At 63.3% G+C, this 22,442-nt stretch carries 20 protein-coding genes; 8 read left to right on the top strand and 12 right to left on the bottom strand.

Features of this window, described 5'->3' with window-relative positions; translation table 11 throughout:
* Positions 1–222 precede the first annotated feature (222 nt).
* Genes ACVRRC_RS17165 through ACVRRC_RS17175 form a run of 3 tightly spaced genes read right to left on the bottom strand, consistent with a single transcriptional unit; the run spans position 223 to position 2,840 of the window.
* The gene (locus ACVRRC_RS17165; protein WP_011912960.1) at positions 223–390 is read right to left on the bottom strand and encodes a DUF2474 domain-containing protein; all 168 of its coding nucleotides are present in this window, start codon (positions 388–390) and stop codon (positions 223–225) included.
* A complete protein-coding gene (gene cydB / locus ACVRRC_RS17170; protein ID WP_011912959.1) occupies positions 390–1,397 on the bottom strand; it encodes a cytochrome d ubiquinol oxidase subunit II in 1,008 nt (335 codons plus the stop codon). The genes ACVRRC_RS17165 and cydB overlap by 1 nt, the downstream gene beginning before the upstream one ends.
* Positions 1,398–1,400: 3 nt before the next feature.
* Positions 1,401–2,840, bottom strand: a complete 1,440-nt coding sequence (locus ACVRRC_RS17175) for a cytochrome ubiquinol oxidase subunit I (RefSeq protein ID WP_011912958.1) — start codon at positions 2,838–2,840, stop codon at positions 1,401–1,403.
* Positions 2,841–3,039: 199 nt separating this feature from the next.
* Here ACVRRC_RS17175 and ACVRRC_RS17180 point away from each other — a divergent pair, with 199 nt between their 5' ends.
* Both ACVRRC_RS17180 and ACVRRC_RS17185 read left to right on the top strand, forming a co-directional pair.
* The gene (locus ACVRRC_RS17180) at positions 3,040–4,083 is read left to right on the top strand and encodes a M4 family metallopeptidase (RefSeq protein WP_013982548.1); all 1,044 of its coding nucleotides are present in this window, start codon (positions 3,040–3,042) and stop codon (positions 4,081–4,083) included.
* A gap of 9 nt (positions 4,084–4,092) precedes the next feature.
* Positions 4,093–4,425, top strand: a complete 333-nt coding sequence (locus ACVRRC_RS17185) for a protealysin inhibitor emfourin (RefSeq protein ID WP_013982547.1) — start codon at positions 4,093–4,095, stop codon at positions 4,423–4,425.
* Between the two features lie 8 nt (positions 4,426–4,433).
* On the opposite strand, the gene ACVRRC_RS17190 is transcribed toward ACVRRC_RS17185, so the two are convergent.
* The gene (locus ACVRRC_RS17190; RefSeq protein ID WP_472997279.1) at positions 4,434–6,560 is read right to left on the bottom strand and encodes a putative bifunctional diguanylate cyclase/phosphodiesterase; all 2,127 of its coding nucleotides are present in this window, start codon (positions 6,558–6,560) and stop codon (positions 4,434–4,436) included.
* Between the two features lie 266 nt (positions 6,561–6,826).
* Here ACVRRC_RS17190 and ACVRRC_RS17195 point away from each other — a divergent pair, with 266 nt between their 5' ends.
* Positions 6,827–7,663, top strand: a complete 837-nt coding sequence (locus ACVRRC_RS17195) for an isocitrate lyase/PEP mutase family protein (protein WP_045157846.1) — start codon at positions 6,827–6,829, stop codon at positions 7,661–7,663.
* Positions 7,664–7,677: 14 nt separating this feature from the next.
* Here ACVRRC_RS17195 and ACVRRC_RS17200 read toward each other — a convergent pair whose 3' ends face one another.
* Together ACVRRC_RS17200 and wrbA are read right to left on the bottom strand one after the other, a co-directional pair.
* Positions 7,678–8,856, bottom strand: coding sequence for an MFS transporter (locus ACVRRC_RS17200; protein ID WP_472997280.1), 1,179 nt, complete (start codon positions 8,854–8,856; stop codon positions 7,678–7,680).
* Complete coding sequence (gene wrbA / locus ACVRRC_RS17205; protein ID WP_014596475.1) at positions 8,853–9,479, bottom strand: NAD(P)H:quinone oxidoreductase; 627 nt, start codon at positions 9,477–9,479, stop codon at positions 8,853–8,855. The genes ACVRRC_RS17200 and wrbA overlap by 4 nt, the downstream gene beginning before the upstream one ends.
* A 101-nt stretch (positions 9,480–9,580) precedes the next feature.
* On the opposite strand from wrbA, the gene ACVRRC_RS17210 reads away from it, so the two are divergent.
* A complete protein-coding gene (locus tag ACVRRC_RS17210) occupies positions 9,581–10,489 on the top strand; it encodes a LysR family transcriptional regulator (protein ID WP_014596474.1) in 909 nt (302 codons plus the stop codon).
* 120 nt (positions 10,490–10,609) lie between these two features.
* Here the strand turns inward: ACVRRC_RS17210 and ACVRRC_RS17215 are convergent, their stop codons facing one another.
* The 4 genes from ACVRRC_RS17215 to ACVRRC_RS17230 form a co-directional block, all read right to left on the bottom strand.
* Positions 10,610–12,565, bottom strand: coding sequence for a TonB-dependent receptor domain-containing protein (locus tag ACVRRC_RS17215; RefSeq protein ID WP_472997281.1), 1,956 nt, complete (start codon positions 12,563–12,565; stop codon positions 10,610–10,612).
* A gap of 86 nt (positions 12,566–12,651) precedes the next feature.
* Positions 12,652–13,890 (bottom strand): sensor histidine kinase, encoded by a 1,239-nt coding sequence (locus ACVRRC_RS17220; protein WP_256045223.1) that lies wholly within the window; start codon positions 13,888–13,890, stop codon positions 12,652–12,654.
* A 98-nt stretch (positions 13,891–13,988) separates the two neighbouring features.
* Positions 13,989–14,684, bottom strand: coding sequence for a response regulator transcription factor (locus ACVRRC_RS17225; RefSeq protein ID WP_170800008.1), 696 nt, complete (start codon positions 14,682–14,684; stop codon positions 13,989–13,991).
* A gap of 184 nt (positions 14,685–14,868) precedes the next feature.
* The gene (locus ACVRRC_RS17230) at positions 14,869–15,690 is read right to left on the bottom strand and encodes an aminotransferase class IV family protein (RefSeq protein WP_045632184.1); all 822 of its coding nucleotides are present in this window, start codon (positions 15,688–15,690) and stop codon (positions 14,869–14,871) included.
* Between the two features lie 75 nt (positions 15,691–15,765).
* Here ACVRRC_RS17230 and ACVRRC_RS17235 point away from each other — a divergent pair, with 75 nt between their 5' ends.
* On the top strand, positions 15,766–16,113 hold the full coding sequence (locus tag ACVRRC_RS17235; RefSeq protein ID WP_061373482.1) for a MerR family transcriptional regulator: 348 nt from the start codon (positions 15,766–15,768) through the stop codon (positions 16,111–16,113).
* Between the two features lie 88 nt (positions 16,114–16,201).
* Here ACVRRC_RS17235 and ACVRRC_RS17240 read toward each other — a convergent pair whose 3' ends face one another.
* Positions 16,202–17,857, bottom strand: coding sequence for an MFS transporter (locus ACVRRC_RS17240; RefSeq protein ID WP_472997282.1), 1,656 nt, complete (start codon positions 17,855–17,857; stop codon positions 16,202–16,204).
* 59 nt (positions 17,858–17,916) lie between these two features.
* On the opposite strand from ACVRRC_RS17240, the gene ACVRRC_RS17245 reads away from it, so the two are divergent.
* Positions 17,917–18,705, top strand: coding sequence for a helix-turn-helix transcriptional regulator (locus ACVRRC_RS17245; protein ID WP_014596467.1), 789 nt, complete (start codon positions 17,917–17,919; stop codon positions 18,703–18,705).
* A 61-nt stretch (positions 18,706–18,766) separates the two neighbouring features.
* On the opposite strand, the gene ACVRRC_RS17250 is transcribed toward ACVRRC_RS17245, so the two are convergent.
* Entirely contained in the window at positions 18,767–19,813 is a 1,047-nt protein-coding gene (locus ACVRRC_RS17250) for a threonine aldolase family protein (protein ID WP_014596466.1), read from the bottom strand.
* Between the two features lie 326 nt (positions 19,814–20,139).
* Here ACVRRC_RS17250 and ACVRRC_RS17255 point away from each other — a divergent pair, with 326 nt between their 5' ends.
* Complete coding sequence (locus ACVRRC_RS17255; RefSeq protein ID WP_011912949.1) at positions 20,140–20,397, top strand: type B 50S ribosomal protein L31; 258 nt, start codon at positions 20,140–20,142, stop codon at positions 20,395–20,397.
* Between the two features lie 89 nt (positions 20,398–20,486).
* A complete protein-coding gene (locus ACVRRC_RS17260; protein WP_472997283.1) occupies positions 20,487–22,442 on the top strand; it encodes a TonB-dependent receptor domain-containing protein in 1,956 nt (651 codons plus the stop codon).

Raw genomic sequence — 22,442 nt, forward strand, 5'->3', positions numbered from 1 at the left:
GTCCGGATGATCATGCTCGGCGGCATGCCATTCCAATAGCTCATCCTGATAGTCGTCCATCGCGAATCTCCTCGCCTGCGGCTACATCGAACCAATGTTCATCGATCAGTTATCAAGTTTCATGCCGAGGAGCCTACAGCCCGATGGTGAACCTATCGTGACCGGAGAGCACGGGGCGACGCCAACGATCGACTGTCGCCGGCAGCTGGAGCAGGTGTGCAGCTAGGACGGCGAGGACAACCCCGCCGCGTTCATTGCCAGGCGCAGCAGCCAGGCCACGACGCCCAGCGCCAGCACGCTGCCGCTCCAGATCAGTACTAGCCAGCTCATGCGCTGCCAGAGTGGCTTCGGCTCGCCCTCGCCGGCGGGCTTTCGTTCATGCGGGGCCATCAGTGGTACCCATCCTCGGCACTGACCTTGCCGCGGAACACGTAATAGCTCCACGCCGTGTACATCAGGATCAGCGGCAGGATCAGCAGTGCCCCGACCAGCGTGAAGCCTTGGCTCTGCGGCGGTGCGGCCGCCTCCCAGATGGTCACCGATGGCGGGATGATGTTCGGCCAGAGGCTGATACCCAGCCCGCTATAGCCGAGGAAGATCAGCGCCAGGGTGAGCAGGAACGGCGTGTAGTTGGCGTACCGCTGGATCGAGCGCAGCAGGCCGAAGGCACATAGCAGAACCAGCACCGGGACCGGCATGAAGTACAGCAGGTTCGGCATGCTGAACCAGCGCTCGGCAATATCCGGGTGGGTCAGCGGCGTCCACAGGCTGACGATGCCGGTTACTGCCAACACCGCCCAGACCAGAGGAATGCCGATGTCGTGCATGCGCCGCTGCAGCTCGCCGGCGGTGCGCATCATCAACCAGGTGCACCCGAGCAGTGCATAGGCGACGATCAGCGCCAGCCCGCAGAACAGCGAGAACGGCGTCAGCCAGTCGAATGCGCCGCCGGCATAGGCGCGCCCCTCCACCGGCAGGCCGCTGATGAATGCGCCGAGCACCACGCCCTGGAAGAAGGTCGCCGCCAGCGAGCCGCCGATGAAGGCCTTGTCCCATATGTGCTGCCGCTGCTTGCTGGCCTTGAAGCGGAACTCGAATGCCACGCCGCGGAAGATCAGCCCCATCAGCATGAAGATGATCGGCAGGTAGAGCGCCGATAACACCACCGAATAGGCCAGCGGAAAGGCCGCGAACAGCCCTGCCCCGCCCAGCACCAGCCAGGTCTCGTTGCCGTCCCAGATCGGCGCCACGGTGTTCATCATGACGTCCCTATCGGAAGTGTCCTGCACGAACGGGAAGAGGATGCCGACGCCTAGATCGAAGCCGTCCATCACCACGTACATCATGATCCCGAAGATGATGATCACTGCCCAGATAAGTGAAAGATCGATACCCATGGCTCAGTTCCTCTCGCCCAGTTGATCGCCCTGTTCATGGTTGATCGCCTCGTCCGCGGCGGATATCGGACGCATCGGCGTGCGCGCCTCGCCCGGCCCGCCGGCACCTTTCTCGCGCCCTTCGCTGATCACCGGCCCTTTCTTCACCAGCCGCAGGACATACACCATGCCGATGCCGAAAACGGCGAAATAGACCACTACGAACATCGCCAGGGTGAGCCCCAGCTGCCCCGCGCCGTGATTCGAGACCGCGTCGGCGGTGCGCATCAGGCCGTAGATGACCCAGGGCTGACGTCCGATCTCGGTGGTGTACCAGCCGGCGAGAATGGCGATGATCCCGGACGGCCCCATCAGCAGCACCATGCGCAGAAACGCCCGGGAGCTGTACAGCCGATCGCCACGGCGCAGCAGCAGGCTCCAGATGCCGGTGATGATCATCAGCAGCCCGAGCGCGACCATGATGCGGAACGTCCAGAACACGATGGTCGAGTTCGGCCGGTCCTCGGGCGGAAAGTCCTTCAGCGCCGGGATCGGCTCGGTCAGGCTGTGATTGAGGATCAGGCTGGCGAGATAGGGAATCTCGATCTTGTAGCGGGTTTCCTCGGCCTCCATGTCCGGCCAGCCGAACAGCAGCAGCGGTGTCGGTCCGCCTTCGGAATTGTCCCAGTGCCCTTCCATCGCAGCGATCTTTGCCGGCTGGTATTCGAGGGTGTTCAGACCATGGAAATCACCGATCACCGCCTGTACCGGAGCGACCAGCAGCGCCATCCACATCGCCATCGAGAGCATCTTGCGGATCGCCGGGTTGTCCTTGCCGCGCAGCAGATGCCAGGCCGCCGAAGCGCCGACGAAGAACGCCGTGGCAAGGAACGCAGCCACCGACATGTGCGCCAGGCGATAGGGGAATGACGGGTTGAAGATGATCGCCAGCCAGTCCACCGGCACCACCACGCCATCGATGATCTCGTGGCCCTGCGGCGTGTGCATCCAGCTGTTGGAAGCGAGGATCCAGAAGGTGGAGATCAGCGTGCCCACGGCCACCATCACCGTGGAGAAGAAGTGCAGCTTGGGCCCGACGCGATTCCAGCCGAACAGCATCACGCCGAGAAAGCCGGCCTCGAGGAAAAAGGCCGTCAGCACCTCATAGGTCAGCAGCGGCCCGGTGACGCTACCGGCGAACTCCGAATAGGCGCTCCAGTTGGTGCCGAACTGGTAGGCCATGACGATGCCAGAGACCACGCCCATGCCGAAGTTCACCGCGAATATCTTCAGCCAGAAGTGGTAGAGGTCCCGGTAGACCTCCTGCTTCGTCTTCAGCCACAGCGCCTCGAGTACGGCGAGGTAGCTGGCCAGGCCGATGGTGATGGCCGGGAAGATGATGTGGAAGGTAATGGTGAACGCGAACTGCACACGTGCCAGCTCGAGTGCTTCCAGTCCGAACATTGGGCAACTCCTCGTCTGATGACCTCCCGCCTCGTCTGTGACGGCGAATACGGGGTCCAGCACAAGTGACAGCAGATCGCGCCAAGGGTGCAGCGCAACCGCCGCAGCAAGTCGTCGCAGCCTCTGGATCGGCGGTCCGCCCGATCGAACCTGAGCGGTCTATGCTGCAGCTAGCCGCATCCGACCAGGAGTTTCGCCGGTGCCCATCCGTTCGTTCATCCCGCCGTACATTCTCGACCGCATGATCGATCGCGGCTCGCCCTACTTGCGCAGCTGTGCTCGCGAAACGCTGGACCACGTGCAGAGCCTGCTGCCCAACCCGGGACCGCCCCGCCCCACGGCGATCGCCGAGCTCGGCGAGCTGCGCACGCCCGGTCATCCACAACGGCGCATCCACGATGCCGAGCAGCGCATGCAGCTGCCCGGCACGCTCCGTCGCCGCGAGGGTCAGAGCGCTTCAGGCGACCCCGCGGTGGACGAGGCCTACGATGCCCTGGGCGCGACCTACACCTTCTTCTGGCAGGTGTTCCAGCGCGACTCCATCGACGATCTGGGCATGCCGCTGATCGGCACCGTGCACTATGGCCAGGGTTATGAAAACGCCTTCTGGAACGGCGAGCAGATGGTGTTCGGCGATGGCGACGGTGAGCTCTTCCAACGCTTCACCCGCTCCCTCGACGTGGTCGCTCACGAGCTGGCCCACGGGCTGATCGAGAGCGAGGCCGCGCTGGTTTACTACAACCAGCCAGGGGCGCTGAACGAGTCGGTTTCCGACGTCTTCGGGGTGCTGACCAAGCAACATGCGCTTGGCCAGACTGCCGCCGAAGCCGACTGGCTGGTCGGTGCCGAACTCCTGACCGACAAGGTCCAGGGCGTGGCGCTGCGCTCCATGGCCAACCCCGGCACCGCCTACGACGACCCGCTGCTCGGCCGCGACCCGCAGCCGGCGCATATGCGCGATTTCATCGAAACCCGCGAAGACAACGGCGGCGTGCACCTCAATTCCGGCATCCCCAACCGCGCATTCCACCTCGCGGCCATGGCGTTGGGCGGGTACGCATGGGAACAGGCCGGGCGCGTCTGGTACGCCACTATCTGCGACCCGCAACTACCCAACGATGCCGATTTCGCGACGTTTGCAGGCGTCACGCTGCAACAGGCAACGCGCCTGTTCGGCCGCGGCTCCAGCGAAGCCGAAGCCGTGCAGCAGGCATGGCTGCAGGTCGGCGTTTCACCGCGCTGAGGAGGCAACATGAAGATGCCGGCCCTGGGCCCTGAAACATCCTTGCGGATCTCGCGCCAGGGCGGTCTCGTTGCCGCGCCGGCGCTCACCCGCCCCCGGCAGATCGAATTCGCCGACTGCGACCCGGCGCAGCGCCGTGGCCTCTGCTCGGTTGTGGAGCGCTGCCTGCCGGTCGCCAGCAAGGACGTCGGTCGTGGCGACCAGCGTTTCTTCAAGGTCGAACTGCACTATCGCCGCGAGGACAGCGATGCCGAGATGATCCTGCAGATCGCCGAGGAGCGCGCGCCACAGGAGTTGCTGCGGCTCTGGCAGGACGGCGCGATCCCCGATCCGCCAGGCTGAGCGAACGGCTAGAAGCGCAGCTCGTCCCCTGCAGCGAGCAGCGCGTCGATTCCCGTCGCCGGCAACGGCCGCGACAGCAGGTAACCCTGGAATTCGTCGCAGCCGTTGTGGCGCAGGAACTCGAATTGCGCGGCGTTCTCTACGCCTTCGGCAACCACGGTCTTGTGCAGGCTCTTGCCCAGCGAGATGGCGGCGCGGGCGATCATCGCCACCTCGTCCTCCTGCTCGAGACCGGTGACCAGCGAACGGTCGATCTTGATGATGTCCAGCGGGAACCGCCGCAGATAGCCGAGCGCCGAGTAACCGGTGCCGAAATCATCCATGGCCAGGCGAAAGCCGCGTGCCTTGAAGTCGGCAAGAATGGATACGGCGCGGCTGCCATCGCCGAGAAACACCGTTTCGGTGATCTCCAATTCGACGAGCAGCGGCGACAATCCCACCTCGTCGAGCACCGCCATGACCCGCTCGACCACATCGTCGCCGAGAAACAGCAGCGGTGAGAGGTTCACCGCCACCAGCAGCGGTACCTGGCGTCCCGCATTCCAGCGCCGGGCGTCGCTGAATGCGCGGCGCAGCACGGCCAGCGTCAGGGGCATGATCAGGCCGCTTTCCTCGGCCACCGGCACGAAGCGATCGGGGCCGATCACCCCGAGGTCGGCGTGTGTCCAGCGGGCCAGCGCCTCCAAGCCGACGATGCGCCGCTGGGCATCCACCTTCGGCTGGTAATGCACCGCGAACTCGTCGCGCTCCAGTGCGGTGCGCATCGCGGCCTCGAGATTCAGACGCTCATCGGCGATGCGGTTGAGGTCATGGGTGAAGAACTGGAAGTTGTTGCGTCCCCGTTTCTTCGCCGCGTACATGGCGATATCGGCATGCTTGAGCAGGGTTTGCGCATCCTCTCCGTCATCCGGGAACATCGCCACGCCGAGGCTGGCGCCAACCTGGAATTCGCGCCCGGCAAGGGTCACAGGGCGACGAATCTCGTTCAGCACGCGCTCGAGCAAGGAGATCACGGTACTGATGCGGTAATGGTCTCCTAGCACCAGCACGAACTCGTCGCCCCCCACCCGCGCCACGGTGTCGGAGCCGCGCAGGCTGCCGGCCAGGCGCGCCGCGATGCTCTTGAGCAGCTCGTCGCCAGCGACATGGCCGAGGCCGTCATTGATGAACTTGAAGTTGTCCAGGTCGATGAACACCAGCGTCAGGTAGTAGCCCAGGCGTGCCGCCCGCGCCAAGCCCTGCTCGATCCGGTCGTTGAGCAGTATGCGGTTGGGCAGACCGGTCAGCAGGTCGTGGTTGGCCTGCCGCTCCAACTGCTGCTGGTAATGCTTGCGCTCGGAGATGTCCTGCACCGTGCCCTCGTAGCAGATGAACTCGCCATTGGGGCCGCGCACCACGTGGGCATTCTCGGAAATCCAGATGCGCGTGCAATCGCGCCGGTAGACCTCTGACTCGAAGTTGAGCACCTCGCCATGCTGCTCCATCAGCTGGCAGAACGCCTCGCGCCGCCCCGGCTGGACGTACAGACGACGCTCGATGTCCGCCAGGCCGGCAACCAGTTCGGAGGCGCTGTCGTAGCCATAGATACGGGCCAGCGCGGGGTTGGCAGCCAGGTAGCGGCCATCGCGGGTCGACTGGAAGATCCCCTCCGAGGCGTTCTCGAAGATGCTGCGATAGCGCAGCTCCGCCTGCTCCAGTGCCTCGAGCACGGCGCGCTGGGCGGTGATGTCTTCGATGAAGCCTTCGACGACGATTTCGCCCTGCTCGTCCGGCACCGCGACGCCGCGCTCGATGACCCATTTGATGAAACCTGCCGCAGTGCGGATCCGGTAATGCACGGTGAAGCGGCCAAGGGCGGCGATGGCTCCATCGATGCTGCGGCGCACCCGCGCGCGATCATCCGGATGGGTGATCTGCTCCCACGATACCTCCGCGTCATCCACCAGGGCCGCGGCGCTGTAGCCGCACAACCCCAGCGAGCCCTGGCTGACGAAAATCATCGTCCACGACGCATCGTTACGGCAGCGATAGGCCATTCCTTCCAGGTTGTTGACCAGGGTATCGAGTACGCGAGAGCGGTCTAGGACCTCGCAGGTGAGCAGGCTGCTGCGGCGGTTGGCGGATTTATCGATCATCTTTTCGGGCTTGAGATGTTTCGCATGACCGTACGGTCGGCTGCGAAAAGGCAGAAAGCCAGCACCGAGCAAGAAACGCTCCAGCCTGTTTGCGTCAGGCTACCCGCCTGGGCAGGCTGCAAACACGTGCAGTACGCTCCAGAAAGGCGCAGCGATCGTCTCGACGCACCGAAATCAGGCACGAATGCCGAGTCGCAGCGCACCATCTACGCTTAACCGCGCCGGCATAGCGAATCCGGCGCGCCCACCAGCCAGCCGAGGTACCCATGGTCGATCGCAGCCAGTCCGAGAAACGAGCCATTTTCCGCGAGCTTCACCGTTCGGGCTGCTTCGTATTGCCCAACCCCTGGGATGTCGGTAGCGCAGCGGCTCTCGCCAGCCTCGGCTTCAGGGCCCTGGCCACCACCAGCTCAGGTTACGCCTGGTCCTGCGGGCATGCAGATGGACAGATGACGCGTGATGATGTCCTCGCCCACCTGCGCCTGATGGCTCGCTCTACAGAGCTGCCGATCAATGCCGACTTCGAGAGCGGCTACGCCGCCACGCCTGACGGCGTCGCCGAGAACGTGAGCATGGCAATCGAGACCGGCGTGGCGGGGATATCCATCGAGGATTCGACGGGCGATTCGCGCGCGCCCCTGCGCGAGATCGCCGAGGCAACGGAACGCATGCAGGCCGCGCGGCAAGCCATCGATGCGGCGGGCGGCGAAATCATCCTGACCGGACGCGCCGAGAACTTTTTCGTCGGCCGTCCCGATCTGGACGACACCATCCGGCGCCTGAAAGCCTACGCCGATGCTGGCGCCGACTGCCTCTATGCACCTGGGCTCAGGACGCGAGAGCAGATCAGTGCGGTGATCGCGGCGGTGGCGCCGAAGCCGGTCAACGTGCTGATCGGCTGGGACACCGATCTCACCGTGCAGGACCTCGCGGACCTCGGCGTCAGGCGCATCAGTGTCGGCGGTGCATTGGCCCGCACGGCGTGGGCAGGCTTCCTGCGCGCCGCTCGCTCCCTTGCCGAGCACGGCCGTTTCGATGGTTTCGCCGACGCGGCCTCTGGCGCAGAGCTCGACGGGATGTTCGATCGCCGAGACAGGCCATAACACGTGATTGCGCGTCAGCCGTTGCGGACCAGCGTAGCCTGAAGCACGAGCGCGATGGCGCCAGTGATCATGGCTGCGGCGGCGACGATCCATCCGGCGGCCCCCCATCCAAGGGCTGCCGTCATCCCTCCCACCAGCACCGGGCCTGAGAGCTGGCCAAGATTGCTTCCCTGCATGACGACACCGACCACGACAGGCACCAGGGTTGATTCCCGGGCCGCCAGCGGCGCCGATGCCAGCAACGTTGCCGGAATCAGGCCGCCAGCGGCCGAGAAAAGCAGGCACAGCAGGAAGGTCGTCTGTGGCTGGAACAGTCCGAGGAAGATTCCGAGCGCGGCTGCGCCCATGGTCGCGCTGGCAAAGAGGATCAGCGCACCGCGCCCGATCCCTCTCGCCAGCAGCCAGCCTGCGGCGAGGTTGCCGCTGATGTTGACCGCACTGGCCAAGGCGCTGAGCAAGCCGGCATCGCGGTACGTGACGTCCATGCGCTCCATCAGAAGCACCGGCAGAAAAGCGAACAGGGCGAAGAACATCAGGCTGTACAGCGCGAATGTGGACGCCAGCAGGACCGTGGCGCTGGACCATGCCCGCCGAACACCGTCGAACAGTCGCCCTGCCACGCGCTGCCTCGGATCCTCGGGGACGCAGTAGAAAACCGCCAGCGCAGCGATCAGCGCCAGAGCCGAACTGGACCACCACAGCCATTGCCAGGCCGAGAAAAACGGCCCGGCCGTCATGGCCAGGGCCATCCCGCATGGCATGAAGCAGCTCCAAAGCGCCAGCGCACGATCACGCGCTGCGCCGGTCGCGAGGCGCTCCAGTATCGCCGGCCCGGCGACGATCACCAGCAGAAACCCGAGCCCTTCCAACAGCCGGGAAACCAGCAGCGTACCGAATGAAGGCACCAGGGTGCCGGCGAAACCGGACAGCGCCATGATCGCGAGGCCAAGCAACAGCGCTGTGCGCCGTCCCATGACGGCAGCCAGCGCACCTGCCGGGGCACCGCCCAGCAAGCCCAGCACAGCGAAAACACTGGTCAGCCAGCCGGCCTGAGCGAGACTCAGCCCCATGTCCGTCTGCAGCATCGGGGTGGCGATGGCGGCCTTGCCCAGATGCAGTGCCGCGACGACGCCGCTGGCCAGCACCAACCAATTGGCAAGCGCCGATCGAGCGCCTCGTAGCGAGCGGCTCATCCGGCGATACCACCGCCAGCACCTGCGAGCGCGGCCGCCACACGTGCGACGTGGCGGCCCTGATAACGGGCGCCCTCCAGTTCGTTCTCGCTTGGCTGACGGTCGCCGCCGCTGCCGTCATCGGCAAGCGTGGAGGCACCGTAGGGCGATCCGCCAGTAACGGCGTCCATTCGTAACTGACCCTTGAAGCTGTAGGGCAACCCGACGATCACCATGCCCAGGTGCAGCAACACCGTATGGGTCGCCAGGATCGTGCTCTCCTGTCCCCCGTGCTGACTGCCGGTCGAGGTAAAAACGCTGCCAACCTTGCCCACCAGACGGTCGTCCGCCCACAGGCCGCCGCACTGGTCGAGGAAATTCTTCATCTGTGCAGCCATGTTGCCGAAGCGCGTTGGCGTGCCGATGACGATGGCGTCGTACTCGGGCAGCTCGGCAACGGAAGCGACATCCGCCGGCTGCAACGTCCGGTAGCCCGCCTTGCGTGCGACGTGCTCCGGAACGAGTTCCGGCACCCTTTTGACCTGTGCGAGCGCTCCTGCCTGACGAACCCCATCGGCCACGGCGTGGGCCAACGTCTCGATATGCCCATAAGAGGAGTAATACAGCACCAGTACCTTAGTCATCGCTCGAATCCTCGTTGTCATTGGACCGAGCCAACGATAAGCACTGGCGATGCTCTCCAAGAGTGATTAAATTTCGATCAACACGATCTACGGAGCAGATCATGCTCGATGCAATGACGCTGGATCAGATCCGGACGTTCGTCACGGTTGCCGACAGCGGCAGCTTTCGCTCCGGCGCGGCGCGGCTGTTGCGCGTGCAATCGGCGGTCAGCCATGCGATTGCAAATCTGGAGGCAGAGCTGGAACTGCAACTGTTCGATCGCAGTGGTTATCGGCCAGTACTGACGCCCGAAGGCGAGGCCCTGCTGGCGCATGCGCGCGACATCCTGCTGCGTGCCGATGCCATGCGGGCGCGCGCCCGTGCGCTGGGCGCCGGGGTGGAGCTGGAACTGGCTTTGGTAGTCGATACCCTGTTCCCGATCGAGTCGGTGGCGCGGGCGGTTGCCGCAGCGAGCGCCGAGTTTCCGTCGACCTGCTTTCGCATGGATGTGCAAGCGCTGGGAGGGCCGATCGCCGCGCTGGAGGACAGGCGCTGCGCGCTGGCGATAATCGTCGGTGAGGACTTCCGTAATCCTCGGCTGTCGCTGGAAGCCATCGGCTCGGTACAGCAGGTTGCGGTGGTGTGCGCTACACATCCCCTCGCTGCACGGGAAGAGCGCGAGCGGCTCGGAATCGCCGATCTCGCCAACCATCTGCAGATCGTTCTGACCGACCCTACCCCGCTCTCGGAGGGCCGCTCATTCGGCGTTCTGTCCCCCTTCACCTGCCGGGTCAACACTCAGGATGCCAAGCTGGCGCTGATACGCGAGGGCCTCGGCTGGGGGCGACTGCCGACATGGCAGGTGCAGAACGATCTGGATTCGGGCCGCCTGGTGCGCGTGCCCATTCCCGACCTCGGGCGCAACAGCGAGGTGCAGTCCGAAGCCTACCTGGCGCACCGCCTGGACGAGCCGCTGGGCCCTGTTGCCCAGGCATTCCGTCGCGCACTCCTCGAGCCGGTTCGCGGCTAGGTACCTCAGTGCAGTCGAACAGACAACAAGCTGAACCGAGACGCGCCAGGATGGTTGACCGTGCAAGCGGCCGCCGCTCATTGAAAAGCGCGCCGGGCTCACCCTTGCGCGCCATTTCAGTCAGAGACGCAGCGTTACACCCAGACGCAACTCGCGTCCTGGCTCGTAGCTGCCACGGACACCTTCATAGCCAGGGATGCTCTCGAAATCTTCGTTACTGGCGTGATCCAGATACTGTTTGTCGAACAGGTTCTTCAGCGTCATGTTCAGTACCAGGCGGTCATCGCCCAGCACGGACCATTGAGCGTAAAGGTCATGTACGCCGTAACCAGGCTTATCGAGCGTGCCGACTCCGGTGCGCAGCGAATTGACAGCCGTGACGAAACGCCCCTGCCAGCCGTAGCTCAATCGATCTGTCGCGCGGTAATCAGCGAAACCGATCCAGGTATCACCGAGCGTCGTACCCAATCCGTTGTGCTCGTACACATTGAGCTCGTTGCCGTCGAGCTCGACATCGTTGTGGTGATAGCTCAGCCCAACGCTGAGCTGTTGCCAATGGTAGGCGCTCTGCAACAGCACACCCTGACTTTTCAAAGTCCCGCCGTTGACATACAGATTCGGGCGCCCGCTCGGATCGTAGATGACGTCCCGAATGCGGGTGTCGTAAACCTTACCCGACAACTCCAGGCCGCCCTGACGATACTCGAACCCCACTTCATTGGTACGCGCCTTTTCGGCTTGCAGGTCCGCGTCGTTTCCAGCTGCATCGAGCTTGAATGCGTCACGCACCTGAACACCGCGTAGCGCTCGCGCATGGCTGGCTAGGAGCGCCAGTTCCGGAGTCAGGTTATAACGAAGGCTCGCATTGGGGCTGGCCCCGGAATCCGAAAACCTTTGACCGTCCCGGTCATCGAGGCGGTAACGATCGTAGCGTAGCCCCATGCCCAACAGCAGCTTCCGAGTCACCTGATAGCTGTCCTGCACATAGAATCCCAGAACGTCGCCATTCTCTTCATCCAGGTTGCGGTCGCCGTCCGGCCCGAGACGGGTCTGGTCGTCGCGATAGTCGATGCCATAGGTCAGCCGATGAGCACCCAGTTCGCTGGTGTTACGCACATCAAGGCCGGCGCTTCTCGTATCGCCGATATAGAGGCCATAGCGGCCGTCCTGCTGCAGCTCGGTGGAGGTGTGGTACGCCGTCACCCCGACATCGAGCAGATCGTTGTCCATCGGGTTCCAGCCGTAGTTCAAGGTCAGGGTTTCTCGCTCGGTCTCCAGGGGGTACAACGGATTGAAGCCACTTGGAATCCATTGCGGACGCTGGCTGCGTTCGCCCTCATCGGTTCGCCGCTCATACGCCACTCTCAGCGTCTGTTCATCGGTCAGCTGACCGACCACCTTGGCGAACCCCAGTTGTTGCCGAGCACCTGTACCGAGGACGCTCCGGCCATTGCCATCCTGGTAGTCGTTCTGGTCCTGGTACGTCACCACGGCCATGGCTGACCAGACATCATCGAGCCGTCCGTACAGGCTGTTGCTGCTCTTGAAGCCCTCGGCATTGCTGAAATAGCTGCCCTTGACCAGCGCCCCGACGCGCTCGCCGGCGCGCAGCAGATCGTCCGGGTCTTTGGTGACGAAACGAATCGCGCCTCCCAGCGCACCCGGCCCAGCCGTTGCGTCGCCGGTCCCCGGCTGGACCTCGGCACGCTTGAGAAGCTCCGGCTCGATACCGATACGGCCGGTATGGTGGAAGGTCTGGCCCGGCTGGTTGGCGCCATCGATCGTCACATTCAGAAGTGTGTCTTCAAGCCCGCGAAGATAGAGCTTTTGTGCCACACCGGCGCCGCCACCAACCGAAACCTCCGTGCTGGACTCGAATACATCCTGCAAGTCGGCTGCCTGATAATGCTGTAGCTGTTCGGCGTCGACGCTGTCTCCTTGCTCGTGGCGCGCCGTCACCTCGCTGCTGCTCAGCTCCAGCGGCTCCTTGGTCTGTGCCTGGCAGGTGATGGTGAATAACAGCGCGGAAAAGGACAGCGAACCGAGAAGTGATAGCCGGAAAGCACAGTGCTGCATGACGAACCCCTGATCATTAATACGAACGCTTCGTATTAATGATTGTGACCCCGTGCCCTATCGGCCACGTATCACTTTTACAACTGTTACGTTGCTGCGCCGCCCCGCGGCAACCATATGGTCATGCATAGGCCGCCGTCGACGTGGTTGCTCGCAGCCAGGCGCCCTCCGATTGCCCGAATCTGCCGCTGGGCCAAAGCCAAACCCAGGCCGAAGCCCGGACGGTCGCCGCTTACACGCTCGAACGGCTGAAAGATCCGTTCTAGCCACTGCGGCGGCACGCCCGGTCCCTGGTCGATGATCTCCAGTCGATACGCCTGGGGAGCGGCATGAAGGCAAACCCATACCGTCTTGCCCGGCGGCGTATGGTCGAGCGCATTACGGACGATATTCTCGACGGCTTGGCCGAGCGCGCGGTGGCAACTGCCCACCAGCTCCGCCTCGGCAGGCAGCTGGGTTTCAATCTGGCGATCCGGGTACTCGAAATGTGCATCGTCGAGAATGCTGTCGAGCAGATCCGTCAGATCCAGCGTCTCGGCACGCAGTGTCGGTCGCTCGGTCTCGAGCCAGCTCAATGTGAGGGCATCCTCGACCAGGCGGCGCATCGCCGAGCAATCCTGGCGAATACGACACAGCAAGGTGGATGCGTCGCCTCCCTGTTCAGCCAGGCTGACGGCCATCTCGATGCGAGCCAGCGGAGTACGAAGCTCATGGGACATTTCGGCCAAACGCCGCCGCTGGTCAATGATCAGGCCGCCAATGCGCTCGGCCATGGAATCGAAGGTTGACGCCACACCGGCGAGCTCGTCTCGTCTCGCCCCCAGCAATACCCCTGCCCGAGCCGAGTAATCGCCCTCGCTGAACTGCCGAGTTGCCTGCTCAAGCCGTCGTAGCGGCTGCATTAGATGGCGGTAGAGCAGCAGGCAGCCACAGACCAGAAGTACAAGCGGCAGTACCAGTTCGAGCAGCAAGCGAGCCGGATACCAGTAGTGCCCGGGACGCATGCGTTGTGGCAGCTGAATCAGAAAGCGAAGATGCCCGTCGCTGAAGGGCACATCCATGATCGGGTTGTCCTGGAAGTACAGATGAATCTTCCAGGACGGGTCGCGCCCCAGAGAGAACTCCCGTCTGAACCGCTCGGACAGCTCGCTGCCGGCAATCGCCGACAGCTGTGGGTCGACTATCGCCGCCCAGGTCTGCTCTCGCTCCTGAAGCTGCTGTAGCCAGCGCGCCAGCTCTTGCTCGTTGCCGGCCCTGTACAGCGCTTCAGCTTGTACGCCATACGCACGCAGAGTGCGTTGATGCTCGGCGTCGATGAAGCTCATCTGCTCCTGCGCCTGGCCGCTCAGGCGAGCGATGACCCAGAAAAGCGCCACGCTTCCAAGCGCTACGCCAAGGCAGAGTTTCCAGAACAGGCGACGGTTCATTGGAAGCTGTAACCGCGTCCGTGAATCGTCTGCAGACGGTCCGCGGCCAGCCCGGCCTCACTCAACCGACGCCGGATGCGGCTGATGTGCATGTCCAGGCTGCGGTCGTAGCCGCTATGCTCGCGCTCGAAAACGACGCGGTACAAGTAGGGCTTGGTCAGCACCTCGCCACGCTGCACGATCAGTTGCCACAGCAGCCGGAACTGCAAGGGGGTCAACGCAAGATCCTGCTCTGCAACGCGGGCACGCAGTGTTTGCCTGTCCAGCACCAGGGCGTCAACAGTTAACGAGGTCGGTTGAATCGCGCGGCTATCAGCGGTACGGGTGCGCCGCAATATGGCATCGATCCGCAGTTGCAGTTCCGTGAAGTTGAACGGCTTGGCGAGGTAGTCGTCGGCGCCATGGCGCAGGCCACGAATACGCTCTTCTTCGGCGCCGCACGCGGTCAGCATGATAACCGGCGTCTGTTGCTGCTCGCGCAGACGCCGTAGTACCGAAAAACCATTCACATCCGGCAGCATCACATCCAGCAGAATGAGATCAGGCGCCTTGGTGAGCGCCATTGCCAGACCACACTCTCCGAGCGGGCTCGAACGCACCCTGTATCCCTGCAACCGAAGCAGCTCGCCTAGCTGCGCGCCCAGCACCTGATCATCCTCGATGACCAGCACTTCAACGAGCGATGCTCCCATACCACTCCCTGTCACCTGAAACACCGGCAGCTAAAGATAATAATTCTCAAATAGCTTAAGGCAAGACGATCGCCCGAACCATAACAAACACAACGCCCCGTTGACCGACTTCAGGACTTTGAACAGTTCGGCTGCTCCTCCGGCGCCCGGCATCCCGCCCGGCACTCATCGAGCCAGTCCACGGCTAGGTAGTCAGCGCCACGTCGGGTTCAGCATTGAAAGCGGCACGCAACGCGTCTAGGAATCCCGGTGCCTCAGGGACGCTGACAGAACCGATGGCGGAGACCGCCACACCCGGCGTCCAGGAATTCATCACGGCGGCGCCCGCGAATTTATCCAAGCCGTCGAGAAAGACATCCTCATGCCGCTGCGCGATCCCAAGGCTGCCCAGCTGACGCTGCACGATACCCATCATCGTTCCCGCCAGAATCTGCGCACGCGGCCAGACAACGGAACGTCCGTCCCAGAAGGCGAGATTCCAGATAGTCGCCTCCCCCAGGCGACCATGCCGGTCGATGAAGGCCGCGTCGTCGAAGCCCTGCGCCACAGCTTTGCGCAGATAATGCGTTTTCGCGCCCTCACCCACATGTTTGATGGCTGGCAGGTGTCGCTCATGCTCGACGACGGCCAGTCGAAGGGGCCCTTCGGGACCATCCGATGGAGGACCAGTACGAACGAGCAGGCTCGGCTCGCCGCTACCGCTTGCAGCGGTGAATTCGCCCTCCGGTGAAAACGCCGTGACGGTGAGCGACTGATCCTGAGGGCCGAGCTCAATCGCCTGCCGGATGCTGCGCCGCACGGTTTCGTCCGATACTGCGCGATCAAAGAGTTGGATCGAAGCGTTTCGCAGGCGCGCCAAATGCAGATCGAGACCTTTGACTCGACGCCCCCGTACCTGCAAGGCCGTGAAGTGCGCGAAGCCGGCGAACGCGAGAGGCGTCAGGTCATCCGCCGTTGCGGCTACTTCGTTGAGCAATATCGGGTAGATTTGCGGGCGTGATCCCATGGGAAATGCTCCTCGTCTGTCGATTGGGAGCATCGAGTGTAAAATCTGACAGCACTGTTAGAGTCAAGCCCAGCAATGAAGATCGGTGAACTATCCAGGCGATGCGAAGTGAGCATCCGCATGCTGCGCTACTACGAAGGGGAAGGCCTCCTCAAGCCGCAACGCAGCCCAAGCGGCTTCAGGGAGTACGGGCCGCGTGAAGAGCAGACTGTCGAGCGGATCAAGCTGCTGGGCTCCGCAGGCATGACGCTCGCCACGATCAAACAGTTTCTGCCGTGCATCCGGGGCGAAGCTCATCTGCTGGAGCCGTGCGATGAGCTCCGCTCCACGCTGATCGAACAGATCGCCCTGGTCGACCAGAAAAGCGAAAAACTCATGCAGAGCCGCAAGGTGCTCGAGAGGTTTCTGCTGGAAATCCAGTGAGCCATCCCAACGGAGAGCGATTCGGCGAGGCATGTTGCCTTCCTCTTCGGTCAGCCGGGCTGCATCTCAACGAGATCAATCTTGCGATTCATGCATCTACCCCATCCTGTAGCCCGTCGATAACCGTATCGCTAGCGCCCGTCCCTACCCCACTGGAACGCAGATGGCGCAGCGCAACCGCTGAAACAACCGCCAGCGCGGCAACGCTCACAGCGCTGAACAAGGCTGCGCCTCGAACACCGCTCACGAATGCGGCTTGTGCATGAGCAACCTGCTCCGGCGACAACTGTGCGGCGACTGACGACGCGGCCCAGAGGCTGTCCGCCACTGCCTCGCGCGTGGCGGCGGTCAGCTCGCCGGAGAGCAAGGGCGTAATGGTTCGTTGATAGACCGCCCCGGCGATGCTGCCGAGCAACGCGATGCCGAACGATATCCCGAGGTCTTGCACCATCTCGGTCATGGCCGAGGCCGACCCGGCCTTCTCTGCAGGTGCTGCCCCAACCACCAGATCTGTGCCCAGCGCCGCGATGGTGCCGTTGCCCAGGTAGGCCAAGGCAAGCGAGGCGACAGCCATGAGCACGCCCGAAGTTGCATCCGTCACTTGGCTGAGCAGGAGATAACCCGCCGCCGACAATGCCAGTGCCCCCGCAACGACAAAGCCGGGACGGATCGCTCGGGCAACGAGCGGAGCACCAATACCACCGATGATCATCGCCAACGCGGCCAACCCCATCCACAGACCGGCATCCGAAGGTGAGTATCCAGCTACCAGTTGCAGGTACTGCGCGACGAGCAACATGGTGCCGCCAACCGCGACCAGAGCGAAAAGCAGCACGGCAAGCGCCACGGAGAAGGCGCGGTCGGAAAAAAGAGAGAGATCAAGCAATGGGTCGGTCAGACGGCGCTGACGCCTTACAAACAGCCAGGCAAACAGCACCCCGACGATCGTCGCCATAACGGCGCTGGACACCAGACCTTCCTTGGCCACCTGTTTGAGGCCATAAACGAATGGCAACGCCGCGGCCAGGGAAAGCAGGACGCTCAACAGATCCAGGCGTTCGGCCCTGGGCGATCGGTATTCTGGCAGGACGAACGGTCCCAGCAGCACCAGCAGAGCTACAACGGGTACCACCAGTAGAAACGCCGCACCCCACCAGAACCACTCGAGCATGAGGCCACCGACCACCGGTCCCAATGCGGAACCGACTCCCCACATCGTTGCCCAGATGCCGATGCCGAGCGCCCGTTGACGCGGATCGACGAACAGATTGCTGATCAGCGCGAGCGTCGAAGGCATCAGCGTTGCCCCTGCCACACCAAGGGCCGCCCGCGCCGCTATCAGCATGTTGGCACTGGTCGAAAAAGCGGCGACCACGGACGCCATGGCGAAGGCGACCGAACCTATCATCAACAGCTTGCGTCGCCCGATCCGATCGCCCAGCGTACCCATGGTGATCAAGAAGCCTGCGATAAAGAAACCGTATGCATCCATGATCCAGAGCGCTTGAGTGCTGGTCGGGCTGAGGTCGAGCGCCAGCGCCGGTAATGTCAGATGCAACAGCGTCAAGTCCAGACCCAGCATGACCGTGGGTAGCGATAGCAGTGCCAGCCCGGCCCAGGCACGCGGCCCAGCTCGCTTGTTACGCTCGGCTACGCAGGAAATGACGGGCACTCCAGACGACTTGGATTTCAATGAAAGGGTCATCGTGTCCTCACGCATGGTCGATTGCGGAGGCGTCATCATCGGGGCACCATTAACCTATTACAATTTTGCTAGTTATCCTATTGTCAGGACCAACAGCCATGGCTGACCGTAGCCTCAAGCGTACTCGCAAAGATCTTTCCGACTTCCTCCTGCACCATCGACGGAAGCTGACGCCAGCGGATGTCGGGCTGCCGTCCACCGAACGACGCCGTACTCCTGGCCTGCGGCGGGAGGAAGTGGCCGCGCTCGCCGGCGTCGGACTGTCCTGGTACACCTGGTTCGAACAGGGGCGCGATATTCATGTCTCGGAGAAATTCCTGCTGAACATCGCCTACGCGCTCAAGTTGGACGATGCCGAATGCAGCCATCTGTTCCTGCTCGCACATCGCCGCCCTCCATCGCCCGAGGCGCGGCAACCTACCTCGGTGTCGGCGGGAATCCAGCAGCTGCTCGACGAGTTGCCCAGACCCGCCTACGTTCAGAATCTGCGCTGGGATGCGATCGCGTGGAACACGGCGGCGGATGATCTGTTTCGCTTCAGTTCAAAGCTGCCAGAGGAGCGCAACGTGCTGGAACTCGTCTTTGCCGATTCCAGCATGCGTCGTCGGATGCCGGCCTGGGGTGACGACGCCGCTGGGCTCCTGGCTCAACTCAGGTATGACGTTGCCGTCGCCCCTGACGACCCGTTGATGCTAGACCTGATCGAGACGCTCCGATTGCTGTCCCCCGGCTTTCGACAGGAATGGGAAGCCCCCCACCGGGTCGTCGCGCAACGCGGCATCAGCCATCTTCTCGACTCGAGCGGCACGCTATATCGCTATCGTCACGAAACGCTCATCGTGGATGAGCATCGGCATCTTCGAATGGTGGTGTACTTCCAGACCTGAAGCGCCAGCTGCAACCGCTCGTCATCGGGCATGACGTCAGCTACGCAACGCAACGGTGCACCTACACCGATCCGATCACGACCGCACGAATGTCATCGGCCAGCTGCCTCACCCGCGCTTCGCTGGTGTCCCAGGAGCACATGAAGCGTGCGCCGCCGACGCCGATGAAGGTGTAGAACAGCCAGCCGCGGTGTTTCAGCGCTTCCAGCGCCGCTGGCGGAAGGCTGACGAAGACACCATTGGCCTGTACCGGAAACATCAGCTCAACCCCCGGCAATTCGCCTATGAGCTCGGCCAGCAGCCGAGCGCAGCGGTTGGCGTGGTCGGCGTACTTGAGCCAAGCCCCGTTTTCCAGCAGGCCAACCCACGGCGCAGAAAGGAATCGCATTTTGGAGGCGAGTTGGCCGGCCTGCTTGCAGCGGTACTCGAAATCGATGGCCAGATCCCGATTGAAGAACAGGATGGCCTCGCCCACCGCCATGCCGTTCTTGGTACCACCGAAACAGAGCACGTCGACCCCGGTTTTCCAGCTCAGCTCGGCAGGAGCAAGGCCGAGATGAGCGCAGGCATTGGCAAAGCGGGCACCATCCATGTGCAGATGCAGGCCAAGCTCCTTGCAGGTATCGCTGACCGCGCGCAATTCCTCGGGCTGGTACACGGTGCCGACTTCGGTGGCCTGGGTCAGGCTCACCACGCGCGGCTTGGGGTAGTGGATGTCCTTGCGCTTCAGGGCGATTTCACGAATGGCCGCGGGCGTCAGCTTGCCCTGCTCGGACCGGCCGAGCAGCAGCTTGGAGCCATTGGAGAAGAACTCGGGGGCGCCGCATTCGTCGGTCTCGACGTGGGCAATGTCGGCGCAGATCACGCTGTGGTAACTCTGGCAGAGCGACGACAGCGCCAGGGAATTCGCAGCCGTGCCATTGAAAGCGAAAAACACCTCGCAGTCGGTATCGAACAGCGCCCGAAAGTGATCGGCCGCGCGCGCTGTCCATTGATCGTCGCCGTACGCCCTGTCATGCCCCTGATTCGCTCTGGCCATGGCCTCCCAGGCTTCTGGGCATACGCCGGAATAGTTGTCGCTGGCAAATTGCTGATTGGCGGTGGTCATCGAATCCTCGTCGTGTGGCACTGCCGGACTGTTACTGGGCAGCACGTTAGTTTGTAGAGCCCAGCGCCTCCGAGCGCAAACGGGAATTGCCCACCGACCAGCTAGGCTGGCTCGCAGCCCTGGCTTCGCAGGTTAGTCATTCGACCTTCGGTCTGCCTGCCGTGTAGACCGAAGGCACACGCGACAAGGACGGCGCAGCGAATGGCTCAAGGATTCTTCAAGCATCCTGCAGAAGTTCGACGTCTGAAGTCATATCCGGCTCCGGAGGCTTGCACCGATTGTTATGATATAACATCATCAGCGCATTCCTTCTTGGAGACTCTGACATGAAACCAGGCATCCACCCCGACTATCGGCCTGTGCTGTTCCATGACACGGCAGCAGACGTTTATTTCCTGATCGGCTCGACGGCCGAGACAACGCGCACCCACCAGCACACCGACGGCAATACCTACCCGTACATCGCCCTCGATGTCTCGAGTGCTTCGCATCCCATCTACACAGGCAAGCAGCGCAAGACCACCACCGAAGGGCGCATTGCCGGCTTCAACAAGCGCTTCGCCGGTTTCGCCACGAAGAAATAAATCTCCCGTGTCACAGCGATCCGACCCGCTCTCTTGAGCGGACGGCACCGCTGTGCCCGTCCGCCCGATCCTTCAAGGAAGACGACCCGATGTCCCGCCGTAACCGCCTGAGCAATGCCTGCCACCGCGCTCGCCTGATCCCCGCCTTCGCCCTCTTTCCACTGTCGGCCTTCGCCGACCAGGCGCTGCATCTGGAACCAACCGTCGTGACCGCCACGTCGACCCTCCGGCAGCTTGGCGATGCGCCTGCCAGCGTGTCGGTGATCAGTCGGGAGGAGCTCGCACTGCGACCGGTTCAGGATCTCGAGGATGCGCTGCGCGGTACTGCCGGGCTGCAGTTCACCGGCGTTGGCATGACGCGCCGGGGCGTGAGCATCCGTGGAATGGGAAGCGAGCACACCCTGGTACTGATCGATGGACAGCGCATCGGCAACGCAGGCGGCGCCGTGGCGCACGCGGATTTCGATCTGGGCTGGGTGCCGGTCGAAGCCATCGAGCGCATCGAGGTCGTGCGCGGCCCGATGTCCTCGCTGTACGGCTCCGAAGCCCTCGGCGGCGTGGTAAACGTCATCACCCGCCGCAGCACTGAGGCCTGGCAGGGAGCGGCGCAGCTCAACGGCGGAGTGAGGGAAGATGGCCGAGGAGGTCAGACCCATCAGTTAGGTGTTTATACCGGCGGTCCGCTGGTGCCTGGCGTGATTGGCCTGTCGCTGACAGGAGAGACGCGGCGCCGTCAGGAAACACCCCTGCACCGGGATACGCGGCTGTCCGAGATCGAAGGTCGAGACGCCCAAAGCGCAAGCGCAACGCTCAGCTGGACACCGGACGCGGCGCAACGCATCGACCTAGGTTTTGCAAGCGGCGAGGAAGATCGTTGGCGCAATACCCGCAGTGCAGGCCGCGCACCGGTCGACTATGAATCCCGTGATCGCATCGAGCGCGAGCGGTTGTCGCTTGCGCACAGTGGAGAATGGGCCTGGGGCAAAAGCTCCGTGCGCGCCTATCGCAACTCACTGGAGCGCAACAATCGCTACACCAACGGGGTCATCCCAACTTCGCCGCGCCAGGAGCTCACCGACGACGTGATCGATGGCAGCGCGTCCCTCCAGGCCGACACCCACCTGTTCACCCTCGGCGGCGAATGGCGCAAGGAGCAGCTTGAGGACCGAGGTTTTGCCAGCGGTGATGCGCGGATCATTCATCGCGCCCTGTTCCTGCAGGACGAAATCGAGTTCGCCCCGTCCTGGTCGCTCGTCGTTGGAAATCGCTTCGATCGGCACGAGGAATACGGTTGGCACAACAGCCCGCGCGCCTACCTCGTGCATCACGTCAGCGATGCGCTGACGCTCAAGGGTGGCGGTGGGCGCGGCTTCAAGGCGCCGTCGCTCAAGCAGCTCTCCCCTGGCTACTCGGCCATTGGCGGCGGCGGGATGTTCACCATCTACGGCAACCCCGATCTGGAACCCGAGATCAACACCACCTACGAGCTCAGCGCGGACTACCAGGGCAGTGGCTGGACGCTCAATGGCGGCGTGTTCCAGAACAATGTTCGCGGGCTCATCCAGACCGTGTGCGTCGCCAGCTGCGGACTCCGCGGCCGTGAGGTCCGCAACTACGACAACGTCGACAAGGCGCGAATCCGCGGCCTGGAGTTTGGTGGCGGTCTGGATCTGCCGGCCGATCTCCGCTGGGAGCTGAACTACACCTACCTCGACGCCATCGATCGCAGCGTCGATCGCCGGCTGGGCGACCGTGCCCGTCACCTGGCCAACACCCGGCTGCAATGGACGCCCACCGCAGACTTCACCGGACAACTGCGCGGCGAGTATGTCGGCAGCCAACTGTCCTACTCCAGCAACACGGCCCATGCAGTTCCCGCCTACAGCCTCTGGCACCTGGAAATCAGCCAGCGCATCAGCGACACCCTGAGTATCCGTGGTGGGGTCGAGAACCTGACGGACAGAGATTTCAGCGACGCTGCGGACAACTACGCCTTTACCGAGCCCGGGCGGACCTATCACGTCGGTGTGAGCTTGAGCTTCTGA

The organism is Stutzerimonas sp. LR2 (assembly GCF_055755175.1).